Below are 13,632 nucleotides of genomic sequence, written 5' to 3'. Positions count from 1 at the left end.
GCCTGGTGGTCCTCGTCGTGAAGTCTTGCCAGTGTGGGCCGCGCGTCTGACCCGAGCCTAACGGCGGTCAAGCCGCGGCCGCGAGCCCGTTGTCGAAGTGCGCGTGCATCAGCCGTCGCGCCGCCTCGCCGTCGCGGGCGAGGATCGCCTCGACCAGCGCACGGTGCTCGGCCAGCGACTCCTCGATGCGCCCGTGCTTGAACAGCGAGTGGTGGCGGTTGAGTTTCATGACCTTGCGCAGGTCGGTCACCACCTGGGTCGCCCAGCGGTTTCCGGCCGCGTCGAGCAGCGCCATGTGGAACTCCTCGTTGGTCGCGAAGAAGACGTCGCGATCGCCGGTCTCGGTCTCCAGCCGCGCATGCAGGCGGCGCAGGCGCTCGCGGTGGGCCTCGTCGGCGCGGGTGGCCACGGTGGCCGCGGCGTCGCTCTCCAGCAGCGCGAGCAGGTGGTAGACCTGGGCGACGTCGGCGGTGGACATCTCGGTGACGTAGGCGCCGCGGCGCACCTTCATCGTCACCAGGCCTTCGGTGGCCAGCACCTTCAGCGCCTCGCGCAGCGGCGTGCGGCTGATGCCGAACTCGGCGCACAGCTTCAGTTCGTCGATCCAGCTGCCGGGCTCGAGCCGGCGGGAGAAAATCTGCTGGCGCAGCCGTTCCGCGACTTCCTCGTAGAGGGCGCGGGGTGACAGCGGGCGGGCATCGGGGCGGTGCGGGACGTCGGCCACAGGCGAGCGGGGCAGGGTGGTCGGCGGGGCCGAGGGCGGATCTGAATTCATAATTTTGCATCACGCATCGGATGTGCCAGGTGCCTTGGTTCTAGGGAAAACCCCAAAATCGCAGCTCCGGCGTGGTGCAAGTCGTCGCCTCGCCTTCGGGTGCCGGGCCGCGAGCCGGGTCCGTTCGGTTGGCGTCGGCGAGGCGAGCGGTCATCGCCTGGGTGTCCCGCCTGCAGCGGGCGAGCGCGGGTGCTCACGAAGCCTGCGAAGGCCCGGGTGGGCGCCGAACCCGGTCTCGGGGGGCGCCGTTAACCGACGTGTCAGGATCGTGTCGGACGCAGGAATTTATAATTATTCATGACAGCGGGCCCGGCGGCTTGCACAGCAGGAGACATCTCGATGAGCAACAGCCCCGACCCGCGCGAGAGCGGCGAGTTCGCCCCGTCGTCCCTCGAACAATGGCACAAGGCTGCCGCCAAGTCCGCGCCGGGTGGTGACGTCGAGGCGCTGAACTGGCAGACGCCCGAGGGCCTGACCGTCAAGCCGCTGTACACCGCGGCCGACACCGCCGACCTGCCCTACGCCGACACGCTGCCGGGCTTCGAGCCCTTCATCCGCGGCCCGCAGGCGACGATGTACGCGGTGCGCCCGTGGACCATCCGCCAGTACGCCGGCTTCTCCACCGCCGAGGAGTCGAACGCCTTCTACCGCAAGGCGTTGGCCGCCGGCGGCCAGGGCGTGTCGGTGGCCTTCGACCTGGCCACGCACCGCGGTTACGACAGCGACCATCCGCGCGTCACCGGCGACGTCGGCAAGGCCGGCGTGGCGATCGACTCGGTCGAGGACATGAAGATCCTGTTCGACGGCATCCCGCTGGACAAGGTCAGCGTCTCGATGACGATGAACGGCGCGGTGCTGCCGGTGCTCGCCGGTTACGTCGTCGCCGCCGAGGAGCAGGGCGTCGCGCAGGACCAGCTGTCGGGGACCATCCAGAACGACATCCTCAAGGAGTTCATGGTCCGCAACACGTACATCTATCCGCCCGAGCCTTCGATGCGGATCGTCGCGGACATCATCGAGTACACGGCACGCCACATGCCGAAGTTCAACTCGATCTCGATCTCCGGCTACCACATGCAGGAGGCGGGTGCGAACCAGGCGCTGGAACTCGCCTTCACGCTGGCCGACGGCAAGGAGTACGTGAAGACCGCCATCGCGCGTGGCCTGGACGTCGACGAGTTCGCCGGTCGCCTGAGCTTCTTCTGGGCGATCGGGATGAACTTCTATCTCGAGATCGCCAAGATGCGCGCCGCGCGCCTGCTGTGGTGCCGGATCATGAAGGGCTTCAACGCGAAGAAGCCCAAGAGCCTGATGCTGCGCACGCACTGCCAGACCTCGGGCTGGAGCCTCACCGAGCAGGACCCGTACAACAACATCGTGCGCACGACGGTCGAGGCGATGGCCGCGGTCTTCGGCGGCACGCAGAGCCTGCACACCAACAGCTTCGACGAGGCGATCGCGCTGCCCACCGAGTTCAGCTCGCGCATCGCCCGCAACACCCAGCTGATCATCCAGGAAGAGACCCAGATCACGAAGGTCGTCGACCCGTGGGCCGGCAGCTACCTGATGGAGAAGCTGACCCAGGACATGGCCGACAAGGCCTGGGCGATCATCGAGGAAGTCGAGGCCATGGGCGGCATGACCCGCGCCGTCGACTCGGGCTGGGCCAAGCTGAAGATCGAGGCCAGCGCCGCCGAGAAGCAGGCGCGCATCGACTCCGGCCAGGACGTCATCGTCGGCGTCAACAAGTACCGCAACAGCAAGCAGGACAAGGTCGAGATCCTCGAGGTCGACAACGTCAAGGTGCGCGACGCGCAGATCGCCCGCCTGGCGCAGGTGCGCGCCGCACGCGACGGCGCCAAGGTGCAGGCCGCGCTGGAAGCGCTGACCGCCGCCGCGCACAGCGGCGAAGGCAACCTGCTCGGCCTGGCCATCGACGCGATGCGCGTGCGCGCCACCGTCGGCGAGGTCAGCGACGCGCTGGAGAAGGTCTACGGGCGCCACCGCGCCGACATCCAGAAGGTGACCGGGGTGTACGCAGCCGCCTACGACAGCGCCGAGGGCTGGGACAAGCTCAAGGCCGAGATCGACGAGTTCGCCGAACAGCAGGGCCGCCGCCCGCGCGTGATGATCGCCAAGCTGGGCCAGGACGGCCACGACCGCGGCGCCAAGGTCGTGGCCACGGCCTTCGCCGACCTGGGCTTCGACGTCGACATCGGCGCGCTGTTCCAGACGCCCGAGGAATGCGCGCGCCAGGCGATCGAGAACGACGTGCACGCGGTCGGCGTCAGCACGCTGGCCGCCGGCCACAAGACGCTGGTGCCGGCGATCATCAACGCGCTGAAGGCCCAGGGCGGCGACGACATCGTCGTCTTCGCCGGCGGCGTGATCCCGCAGCAGGACTACGACTTCCTCTTCGAGGCCGGCGTCAAGGGCATCTACGGCCCCGGCACGCCGATCCCGGCCAGCGCCAAGGACGTGCTCGAGCAGATCAAGAAGGCGCTGGGCTGAGCCCGTCGCTGCCGTCTCGAGAAGTCCATGCCTGACCCCGACCAGGCGCTGCTCGCGTCCTTGCTCGGCCCCGCGGGGCCGATGCAGCGGCGCGCGCTGGCCAAGACCATCACGCTGCTGGAGTCCACGCGCGCCGACCACCGCCTGCGCGCCGACGAACTCCTCAACGCCGTGCTGCCGCACACCGGGCGCGCCTTGCGCCTGGGCATTAGCGGCGTGCCCGGTGTGGGCAAGAGCACCTTCATCGAAGCGCTGGGCCTGCACCTGATCGGCCGCGGCCACCGCGTCGCGGTGCTCGCCGTCGACCCCTCGTCCAGCGTCTCCGGCGGCTCGATCCTCGGCGACAAGACGCGCATGGAGCGGCTGTCCTCCGACGAGCGCGCCTTCATCCGCCCCAGCCCGGCCGGCCGCACGCTGGGCGGCGTGGCCGAGAAGACGCGCGAGGCGATGCTGGTCTGCGAGGCCGCGGGCCACGACGTCGTCATCGTCGAGACCGTCGGCGTCGGCCAGAGCGAGACCGCGGTCGCCAACATGACCGACATGTTCGTGCTGCTGCAGCTGCCCAACGCCGGCGACGACCTGCAGGCGATCAAGAAGGGCGTGATGGAGCTGGCCGACCTGGTGGTCATCAACAAGGCCGACCTCGACCCCGACGCCGCGACGCGCGCCCGGGCCCAGATCACCAGCGCGCTGCGTTTCCTGGGGCCGCACGCCGCCGCCCCGGCGCAGGTGCTGCAGCTCAGCGCGCTGAAGGGCAGCGGGCTCGACGAATTCTGGGCCGCGGTCTCGGGCTTCAACGAGCGCCAGCGCACCAGCGGCCGGCTCGCCGCACGCCGCCGCGCGCAGGACGAAGCCTGGATGTGGGACCGCATCGAAGCCGGCCTGCGCCAGCGCTTCAAGCAACACCCGGCGGTGCGCGACGCGCTGCCGGCGATCACCGACGACGTGCTCTCCGGGCGGCTGGCCGCCTCGGTGGCGGCGCGCCGCCTGCTCGACCTGATGGACTGACCGAGGAGACAGACTTCATGCACGACATCATCGAACAACTCGAGAAGAAGCGCGCCGCCGCCCGCCTGGGCGGGGGCCAGAAGCGCATCGACTCGCAGCATGCCAAGGGCAAGCTGACGGCACGCGAGCGCATCGAGCTGCTGCTCGACGAAGGCACGTTCGAGGAATGGGACATGTTCGTCGAACACCGCTGCACGGAGTTCGGCATGGCCGGCAAGACGATCCCGGGCGATGGCGTCGTCACCGGCTACGGCATGATCAACGGCCGCCTGGTGTTCGTCTTCAGCCAGGACTTCACCGTCTTCGGCGGCGCGCTGTCGGAAGCGCACGCCGAGAAGATCTGCAAGATCATGGACCAGGCGATGAAGGTCGGTGCCCCGGTCATCGGCCTGAACGACTCGGGCGGCGCACGCATCCAGGAAGGCGTGGCCTCGCTGGGCGGTTATGCCGAGGTCTTCCAGCGCAACGTGATGGCCTCCGGCGTCGTGCCGCAGATCAGCCTGATCATGGGCCCCTGCGCCGGCGGCGCCGTGTACTCGCCGGCGATGACCGACTTCATCTTCATGGTGAAGGACAGCTCGTACATGTTCGTCACCGGCCCGGACGTCGTGAAGACCGTGACGCACGAGGAAGTGACCGCCGAGGAGCTGGGCGGCGCGATCACCCACACGACCAAGAGCGGCGTCGCCGACCTCGCCTTCGACAACGACGTCGAGGCGATCCTGATGCTGCGCCGCTTCTTCAACTACATCCCGCTGAACAACCGCGAGCGCGCCCCGGTGCGCCCCAGCGGCGACCCGGCGGAGCGCATCGACGAGTCGCTGGACACGCTGGTTCCGGACAACCCGAACAAGCCCTACGACATGAAGGAGCTGATCACGAAGGTGGTCGACGACCGCGAGTTCTTCGAGATCCAGCCCGACAACGCCAAGAACATCGTCGTCGGCTTCGGCCGCATGAACGGCGAGGCCGTCGGCATCGTCGCCAACAACCCGATGGTCCTGGCCGGCTGCCTGGACATCAAGAGCAGCATCAAGGCGGCGCGCTTCGTGCGCTTCTGCGACGCCTTCAACATCCCGGTCGTGACCTTCGTCGACGTGCCCGGCTTCATGCCCGGCACCTCGCAGGAGTACGGCGGCATCATCAAGCACGGCGCCAAGCTGCTCTACGCGTATGCCGAGTGCACGGTGCCCAAGATCACCGTCATCACGCGCAAGGCCTACGGCGGCGCCTACGACGTGATGAGCTCCAAGCACCTGCGCGGCGACGTCAACTTCGCCTGGCCCAACGCCGAGATCGCGGTGATGGGCGCCAAGGGCGCGGTCGAGATCATCTTCCGCGAAGACAAGGCCGACCCGGCCAAGCTCGCCGCGCGCGAAGCCGAATACAAGGCGCGCTTCGCCAACCCCTTCGTGGCCGGCGCGCGCGGCTACATCGACGACGTCATCCAGCCGCACGAGACGCGCAAGCGCATCTGCCGCTCGCTGGCGATGCTCAAGGACAAGAAGCTGGAAAACCCGTGGCGCAAGCACGGGAACATCCCTCTTTGATGCATTCCTCCCTCTCCCGCGGCTGCGGGAGAGGGCAGGGGTGAGGGTGACCGCGTACCACGTCCCTCACCCCAACCCTCTCCCGCGAACGGGAGAGGGAGCCGAACCGAATTCCGGAGAGAACTTCATGTTCAAGAAGATCCTGATCGCCAACCGCGGCGAGATCGCCTGCCGCGTCATCAAGACGGCGAAGAAGCTGGGCATCGCGACGGTGGCCGTCTATTCCGACGCCGACCGCGACGCGCGTCACGTCGAGCTGGCCGACGAGGCCGTGCACATCGGCCCGGCGCCCAGCCGCGAGAGCTACCTCGTCGCCGACAAGATCATCGCCGCCGCCAAGCAGACCGGCGCCGAGGCCATCCACCCCGGTTACGGCTTCCTGTCCGAGAACGAGGACTTCGCCCGCCGTGTCGAGGAGGAAGGCATCGTCTTCATCGGCCCGAAGCACTACAGCATCGCGGCGATGGGCGACAAGATCGCCTCCAAGAAGCTGGCCAACGAGGCCGGCGTCAGCACCATCCCGGGCTGGAACGAGGCCATCGGGTCGCCCGAGCAGGCCGTCGAGATCGCGCGCGGCATCGGCTACCCGGTGATGATCAAGGCCAGCGCCGGCGGAGGCGGCAAGGGCCTGCGCGTGGCCTTCAACGACAAGGAGGCGCACGAAGGCTTCGCCTCCTGCCGCAACGAGGCCAAGAACAGCTTCGGCGACGACCGCGTCTTCATCGAGAAGTTCGTCGAGGAGCCGCGCCACATCGAGATCCAGGTGCTCGGCGACGCCCACGGCAACGTCGTCTACCTGCACGAGCGCGAGTGCTCGATCCAGCGCCGCCACCAGAAGGTCATCGAGGAGGCGCCGTCGCCGTTCATCAGCGATGCCACGCGCAAGGCCATGGGCGAGCAGGCCGTCGCGTTGGCCAAGGCGGTGAAGTACCAGTCGGCCGGCACCGTCGAGTTCGTCGTCGGCAAGGACCAGAGCTTCTATTTCCTGGAGATGAACACGCGGCTGCAGGTGGAGCACCCGGTCACCGAGTGCATCACCGGCATCGACCTCGTCGAGCAGATGCTGCGCGTGGCCGCTGGCGAGCCGCTGCCGTTCAAGCAGGCCGACATCCCGCGCCGCGGCTGGGCCATCGAGTGCCGCATCAACGCCGAGGACCCGTTCCGCAACTTCCTGCCGTCCACCGGCCGCCTGGTGCGCTACATGCCGCCGGCGCAGACGATGGAAGCGGCGATGCCGGTGCCCGCCGGAGGCGGCGTGCGCGTGGACACCGGCGTCTACGAAGGCGGCGAGATCCCGATGCAGTACGACTCGATGATCGCCAAGCTCATCGTGCACGGGCTGGACCGCGACGACGCCATCGCCCGCATGCGCGAGGCGCTCAACGGCTTCGTCATCCGCGGCGTGTCGAGCAACATCCCGTTCCAGTCGGCGCTGCTGGCGCACCCGAAGTTCGTCGCCGGCCAGTTCAACACCGGCTTCATCGCCGAGCACTACGGCCGCGGCTTCCGCGCCGAGGACGTGCCGCACGACGACCCCGACTTCCTCGTCGCGCTGGTGGCCACCGTCTACCGGCGCTACCTCGGCCGCGCCGCCGGCATCAGCGGCCAGCTCGCAGGCCACAACCTGCGCATCGGCACCGACTTCGTTGTCGTCGTGCGTGGCGAGGCCGGCGAGCACACCCACGTGCCGGTGAAGATCGAGGTCGCGGGCAACACGACGACGGTCAGCGTCAACGGCCGCAGCTACGGCATCGTCAAGGAATGGCGCTTCGGCTCGATCCGCGCCACCGGCACCTGCAACGGCCGCCCGTTCACCGCCCAGGCCGAGCGCCACGGCGTCTGGTACAGCGTGGCGCACAACGGCCGCCGCATCGACGCGATGGTGATGCGCGCCCGCGCCGCCGAGCTGCTGCGCGTGATGCCGTTCAAGCCGCCGGCGGACATGAGCAAGTTCCTGCTGTCGCCGATGCCGGGCCTGCTGGTGCAGGTCGCGGTGAAGCCGGGGCAGACGGTCGTGGCCGGCGAACGTCTGGCGGTCATCGAAGCGATGAAAATGGAGAACATCCTCACGGCGTCCCAGGACGGGACCGTCGCAGAGGTGCTGGCCGAGCAGGGCGAGAGCCTGGCGGTCGACCAGCCCATCATCCGCTTCGCCTGAGTTCATGACCCTGATCGACGAGACCCTCCCGAAGACCCTTGCCCCCTGGACGCGCGAGCGGGTGCTCGCGCTGCTGGACCTGCCGTTCATGGACCTCGTGCGGCGCGCCGCCGAGGTCCACGCACGGCACTGGCCCCAGGGCGACATCGAGCTGGCCTCGCTGCTGTCGATCAAGACCGGCGGCTGCCCCGAGGACTGCGGCTACTGCCCGCAGTCCTCGCGCCACGACACCGGCGTCGGCGCGGCGAAGATGCTCGACGTCGACGAGGTGCTGGCCAAGGCGCGTGCCGCCAAGGCCGCCGGCGCGACGCGTTTCTGCATGGGCGCCGCCTGGCGCTCGCCCAAGGACCGCGACGTCGAGAAGGTCGCGGCGCTGGTGCGCGAGGTGCACGCGCTCGGGCTGGAAACCTGCGCGACGCTGGGCATGCTCGAGCCCGAGCAGGCGCGCACGCTGCGCGAGGCCGGGCTCGACTACTACAACCACAACCTCGACACCGCGCCCGAGTTCTACGGCGAGGTCATCGGCACGCGCGTCTACGAGGACCGGCTGCAGACGCTGCGCCACGTGCGCGAGGCCGGGCTCAAGGTCTGCTGCGGCGGCATCGTCGGCATGGGCGAGACGCGCGCCCACCGTGCCGGGCTGATCGCCGAACTCGCGGCGCTGGACCCGGCGCCCGACTCGGTGCCGATCAACAGCCTGGTGCGGGTGCCCGGCACGCCGCTGGCCGACGCACCGCCGGTCGACCCGTTCGAGCTGGTGCGTGTCGTCGCCGCGGCGCGCATCGTCATGCCGCACTCGCGCGTGCGGCTGTCGGCCGGGAGGCGCGAGCTCGGCGACGGCATCCAGGCGCTGTGTTTCCTGGCCGGCGCCAACTCGATCTTCTATTGCGACCAGCTGCTCGTCACCGGCAACGCCGACGCCGAGGACGACCGCCGGCTGCTGTCGCGCCTGAACCTGTCCCCGACGAAGAAGGAGGTGTCCGCATGACCCGTCCGTTCCGTGTGCTGGGCATCCAGCAGATCGCCATCGGCGGCCCCGACAAGCAGCGGCTGAAGTCGCTGTGGGTCGACATGTTCGGCCTGACCGTGAAGAGCACGTTCGTCAGCGAACGCGAGAACGTCGACGAGGACATCTGCGCGCTGGGCAGCGGCCCGCACGCGGTCGAGGTCGATCTGATGCAGCCGGTGGACCCGGAGAAGAAGCCGGCCGTGCACGCCACGCCGCTGAACCACGTCGGCCTCTGGATCGACGACCTGCCGACAGCCGTGCAGTGGCTGACGGCGCAGGGCGTGCGTTTCGCGCCCGGCGGCATCCGCAAGGGCGCGACCGGCCACGACATCTGCTTCGTGCACCCGAAGTCCAACGACGAGTTCCCGTTCTCGGGCGAGGGCGTGCTGATCGAGCTGGTGCAGGCGCCGCCCGAGGTGATTTCGGCGCTGTCCTGAACCCGGCGCCGCCATCGGGGTCACAGGGGCTGCCCGCCGGGCGAGCGCCCCGCCCCCACTCCTGGACGACGACGTGACGATGCCTGCCCTGCGCCCGATGTTCTCCTTGCTGGCCGCCGCGCTGGCATTGGCCGCCGGCACCGGCGCCCAGGCCCAGCTCGCGGTGCCGATCGTCGTCGCGCCCGAGCACGGGGCTTCGCCGGCCGACGGCCGCTGGCGCGGCTCGGGCGGTGCCGCGGCGACGCTGAGCTCGGGCAACACCGACGGCGCCGCCGTCTCGCTGAACATCGACGCGGTGCGCGCGACGCGGCGCGACCGCGTCACGCTCGGCGGCACGCTGAACTACGGCCGCAGCGAGGTCGACGGCGAGCGCGAGACCACCGCCGACCGCTGGAGCGCCAGCGGCCGCTACGACTACAACCTCGGCCCCCACGCCTTCGTCTACGGCCGGGCGCTGATCGAGAGCGACCGGGTCGTCGAGCTCGACCGCCGCGACAGCGTCGACGCCGGCCTGGGCTGGAAACTCGTCGACGACGAGGACACCAGCTTCAGCGTCTTCTCCGGCCTCGGCCGTGTCGTCGACCGCTACACCGAAGAGCAGAGCTTCGACGGCCGCCGTGGCTCGCGTTTCGCGCGCACCACGCTGGCGCTGGGCGAGGAGTCCAGCCACCGCCTGACGCCGACCGTCGAGCTGCGCCAGCGCCTGGACGTCGCGCCGTCGATCTCGGGCGACCGCACGACGCTGCTGCGCTTCTCCGGCACGCTGGCGGTGGCGCTGAACTCGACGCTGAGCCTGACGGTCACGCTGTCGGACCAGTTCAACAGCGAGCCGCCCGACGGCGTGCGCCGCAACGACCTGACGCTGTTCACCGGCCTGAACCTGAAGTTCGGCCCGTCGCCGGCTCCCTGAGCGGCGGCCGCGGCGCCGCCATCGCAGCCTGCTGGCTTCGCTCGGCGCGAAGGCTTGCTTCGTATCATTGGCATGGTTTTGTGGTTTGCGAAGGGATAGACTGCGCGGCGGCCCATGCGCTTCGACCTCGTCACCCTCAACCTCGTGCTTGCGATCGCCGACACCCGCAGCATCACCGCCGGCGCCAAGCGTGAGCATCTCGCGCTGGCGGCGGCGAGCCGGCGGCTGTCGGACCTGGAGGCACGTTTCGGCGTCGCGCTGTTCGAGCGCCGGGCGCGCGGTGTCGAGCCCACCGAAGCCGGCCGTGCGCTGGTGCGCCACATCCGCGGCCTGCATGCCTCGCTGCATGCGCTGGAGAGCGAGGTCGCCGAGTTCTCCCGCGGCATCAAGGGCCACCTGCTGGTCGTCGCCAACGCCGGCGCGATCGCCGAGTGCCTGCCGCCGGACCTGGCGGCGTTCTCGCAGGCCCATCCGCAGATCCGCATCAGCCTCGAGGACCAGACCAGCTCCGAGGTCCAGGCCTCGGTGGCCGAAGGCCGCGCCGACGTCGGCATCTTCGTGCCGCCGCAACTGGACAACCGCCTCACCACCTGGCGCTACCGCGGCGGCTCGCTGGCCGCGATGGTGCCGCGCGGCCACGTGCTGGCCGCCGGCACGCGCGTGCGTTTCGAGGCCCTGCTGGATCACGACATCGTCGGCCTGCACGCCGGCGCCGCGGCGCAGGAGACGATGCGCGCCGAGGCCGAGGCGCGCGGCCGCACGCTGAAGGCGCGGCTGCAGGTGCGCGGCTTCGACGCCATCGCCCAGCTCGTCGAAGCCGGGCTCGGCGTCGCCGTGCTGCCGGCGGCCGTCGCCGAGCGCCTGGCGCAGGTGTTCGCGGTGCACGTGCTCGCGCTCGACGAGCCCTGGGCCGCACGCGAATACCGTCTGGCGGTGCGCACGCAGGACGTCCTGCCCGCCGTCGTGCAGCGTTTCGTCCAGACGCTGCGCACTTCAGAATCCTGACCGAGGAACTCCGATGACCGCTCGCACGCTCTACGACAAGCTCTGGGACGAGCACGTCGTGCACACCGAGGAAGACGGCACTGCCGTGCTCTACATCGACCGCCACCTCGTTCACGAGGTGACCAGCCCGCAGGCCTTCGAAGGGCTGCGGCTGGCCGGCCGCAAGGTCTGGCGCGTCAGCTCCATCGTCGCCACCGCCGACCACAACACGCCGACCACCGGCTGGGCCGAGGGCTACGACGGCATCCGCGACCCGATCTCCAAGCAGCAGATCACGACGCTGGACGCCAACATCCGCGCCTTCGGCGCCGCCGCCTACTTCCCGTTCCTGGACCAGCGCCAGGGCATCGTGCACGTCATCGGCCCGGAGAACGGCGCCACGCTGCCGGGCATGACGGTGGTCTGCGGCGACAGCCACACCAGCACCCACGGCGCCTTCGGCGCGCTGGCGCACGGCATCGGCACCAGCGAGGTCGAGCACGTGCTGGCGACGCAGACGCTGCTGGCCAAGAAGGCGAAGAACATGCTGGTCAAGGTCGAGGGCCGTCTGGGCCGCGGCGTCACCGCCAAGGACGTCGTGCTGGCGATCATCGGCCGCATCGGCACCGCCGGCGGCACCGGCTACACGATCGAGTTCGGCGGCTCGGCGATCCGTTCGCTGAGCATGGAAGGCCGGATGACGGTCTGCAACATGGCGATCGAGGCCGGCGCGCGCGCCGGGCTGGTGGCCGTCGACGACACGACGATCGAGTACGTGAAGGGCCGGCCGTTCGCGCCGAGCGGGGTCGCCTGGGACCACGCCGTCGCCCACTGGCGCACGCTGCACAGCGACCCGGGTGCGCACTTCGACGCCGTCGTCGAGCTCGACGCGGCGCAGATCCTGCCGCAGGTCACCTGGGGCACCAGCCCGGAGATGGTGCTGCCGGTGGACGGCCGCGTGCCCGACCCGGACAAGGAGAAGGACGCCGTCAAGCGCGCCGCGATCGAGCGCGCGCTGGTCTACATGGGCCTGGAGCCGAACAAGGCGCTGACCGACATCGCGGTCGACCGCGTGTTCATCGGCTCGTGCACCAACAGCCGCATCGAGGACCTGCGCGCCGCCGCCGAGGTCGTGCGCCGCGTCGGCGGGCGCGTCGCGGCCAACGTCAAGCAGGCGCTGGTCGTGCCGGGCTCGGGCCGCGTCAAGGCCCAGGCCGAGGCCGAAGGCCTGCACGAGGTCTTCCGCGGCGCCGGTTTCGAGTGGCGCGAGCCGGGCTGCAGCATGTGCCTGGCGATGAACGCCGACCGCATCGAGCCGGGCGAGCGCTGTGCCTCGACCAGCAACCGCAACTTCGAAGGCCGCCAGGGCGCCGGCGGCCGCACCCACCTCGTGAGCCCGGCGATGGCCGCCGCGGCCGCGCTGGCGGGCCATTTCGTCGACGTGCGCCGCGTCGCCTGATCTCCCGAGGAGAAACGTCATGAAGCGTTCGTTCGCCGCACTGCTGGCCTGCCTCGCCGTCGTCGCGCTGGCCGGCTGCAACACCGTCAAGGGCGTCGGCCAGGACATTCAAAAAGCCGGCCAGGCCATCGAAGGCGCAGCCAAGAAGTGACCGCCATGCAAGCCTTCACCGTGCACCAGGGGCTCGTCGCCCCGATGGACCGCGCCAACGTCGACACCGACGCGATCATCCCGAAGCAGTTCCTGAAGTCGATCGCGCGCACCGGCTTCGGCCCCAACCTGTTCGACGAATGGCGCTACCTGGACCGCGGCGAGCCCGGCCAGGACCCGGCGGCGCGCAAGCCGAACCCGGACTTCGTGCTCAACCAGCCGCGCTACGCCGGCGCCTCGGTGCTGCTGGCGCGCGAGAACTTCGGCTGCGGCTCCAGCCGCGAGCACGCGCCCTGGGCGCTGCAGCAGTACGGCTTCCGCGCGATCCTCGCGCCGAGCTTCGCCGACATCTTCTTCAACAACTGCTTCAAGAACGGCCTGCTGCCGATCGTGCTGCCGGAGTCTCAGGTTGCGCGCCTGTTCGACGAGGTCGCGGCCTTCCCGGGCTACACGCTGACGGTGGACCTGCCGCGTCAGGTGATCGTCAAGCCCGACGGCAGCGAGCTGCCCTTCGAGGTGCAGCCCTTCCGCAAGTACTGCCTCGTCAACGGCTTCGACGACATCGGCCTGACGCTGCGCCACGCCGACAAGATCCGCGCCTACGAGGCCGAGCGCCTGGCCAGGATGCCCTGGCTCGACCAGCGCCTCGTCGGCTGACAAGCCGCCAACACCCAAGGACAA

12 protein-coding genes are annotated in these 13,632 nt (G+C 69.9%); 11 read left to right on the top strand and 1 reads right to left on the bottom strand.

Translation table 11 applies throughout. From position 1 onward, the window contains the following. Positions 1-67: 67 nt before the first annotated feature. On the bottom strand, positions 68-724 hold the full coding sequence (locus G5B56_RS08275) for a GntR family transcriptional regulator (RefSeq protein WP_009857188.1): 657 nt from the start codon (positions 722-724) through the stop codon (positions 68-70). A 390-nt stretch (positions 725-1,114) separates the two neighbouring features. Between G5B56_RS08275 and scpA the strand changes: the two genes are divergently transcribed. The 11 genes from scpA to leuD all read left to right on the top strand — a co-directional run bounded on the left by scpA (position 1,115) and on the right by leuD (position 13,608). Next, positions 1,115-3,286, top strand: coding sequence for a methylmalonyl-CoA mutase (gene scpA, locus G5B56_RS08270; RefSeq protein WP_164962881.1), 2,172 nt, complete (start codon positions 1,115-1,117; stop codon positions 3,284-3,286). 27 nt (positions 3,287-3,313) lie between these two features. Next, the gene (gene meaB / locus G5B56_RS08265; protein WP_009857186.1) at positions 3,314-4,294 is read left to right on the top strand and encodes a methylmalonyl Co-A mutase-associated GTPase MeaB; all 981 of its coding nucleotides are present in this window, start codon (positions 3,314-3,316) and stop codon (positions 4,292-4,294) included. A gap of 17 nt (positions 4,295-4,311) precedes the next feature. Next, positions 4,312-5,844, top strand: coding sequence for an acyl-CoA carboxylase subunit beta (locus G5B56_RS08260; protein ID WP_009857185.1), 1,533 nt, complete (start codon positions 4,312-4,314; stop codon positions 5,842-5,844). A 127-nt stretch (positions 5,845-5,971) separates the two neighbouring features. Beyond that, complete coding sequence (gene accC / locus G5B56_RS08255) at positions 5,972-8,002, top strand: acetyl-CoA carboxylase biotin carboxylase subunit (protein ID WP_164962880.1); 2,031 nt, start codon at positions 5,972-5,974, stop codon at positions 8,000-8,002. A gap of 4 nt (positions 8,003-8,006) precedes the next feature. Beyond that, entirely contained in the window at positions 8,007-8,990 is a 984-nt protein-coding gene (gene bioB, locus G5B56_RS08250; RefSeq protein WP_164962879.1) for a biotin synthase BioB, read from the top strand. Then, the gene (locus G5B56_RS08245; protein ID WP_164962878.1) at positions 8,987-9,448 is read left to right on the top strand and encodes a VOC family protein; all 462 of its coding nucleotides are present in this window, start codon (positions 8,987-8,989) and stop codon (positions 9,446-9,448) included. The genes bioB and G5B56_RS08245 overlap by 4 nt, the downstream gene beginning before the upstream one ends. A gap of 79 nt (positions 9,449-9,527) precedes the next feature. Next, a complete protein-coding gene (locus G5B56_RS08240; RefSeq protein ID WP_138938772.1) occupies positions 9,528-10,358 on the top strand; it encodes a YdiY family protein in 831 nt (276 codons plus the stop codon). A gap of 114 nt (positions 10,359-10,472) precedes the next feature. Next, a complete protein-coding gene (locus G5B56_RS08235) occupies positions 10,473-11,363 on the top strand; it encodes a LysR family transcriptional regulator (protein ID WP_009855911.1) in 891 nt (296 codons plus the stop codon). Positions 11,364-11,376: 13 nt separating this feature from the next. Beyond that, entirely contained in the window at positions 11,377-12,801 is a 1,425-nt protein-coding gene (leuC, locus tag G5B56_RS08230) for a 3-isopropylmalate dehydratase large subunit (protein ID WP_009855912.1), read from the top strand. A 19-nt stretch (positions 12,802-12,820) separates the two neighbouring features. After that, positions 12,821-12,952 carry an entericidin A/B family lipoprotein gene (locus tag G5B56_RS08225; protein WP_009855913.1) on the top strand — a complete coding sequence of 44 codons (132 nt, stop codon included), beginning with the start codon at positions 12,821-12,823 and terminating at the stop codon, positions 12,950-12,952. A gap of 5 nt (positions 12,953-12,957) precedes the next feature. Then, the gene (gene leuD, locus G5B56_RS08220; protein WP_164962877.1) at positions 12,958-13,608 is read left to right on the top strand and encodes a 3-isopropylmalate dehydratase small subunit; all 651 of its coding nucleotides are present in this window, start codon (positions 12,958-12,960) and stop codon (positions 13,606-13,608) included. The last annotated feature ends 24 nt before the right edge of the window (positions 13,609-13,632 follow it).

Origin of the sequence: Rubrivivax sp. JA1026 (assembly GCF_011065555.1) — a bacterium.
Lineage (GTDB): Bacteria > Pseudomonadota > Gammaproteobacteria > Burkholderiales > Burkholderiaceae_C > Rubrivivax > Rubrivivax benzoatilyticus.
Note: the sequence above shows the minus strand (reverse complement) of the source record. Positions and strands in the feature narration are given on the sequence as shown.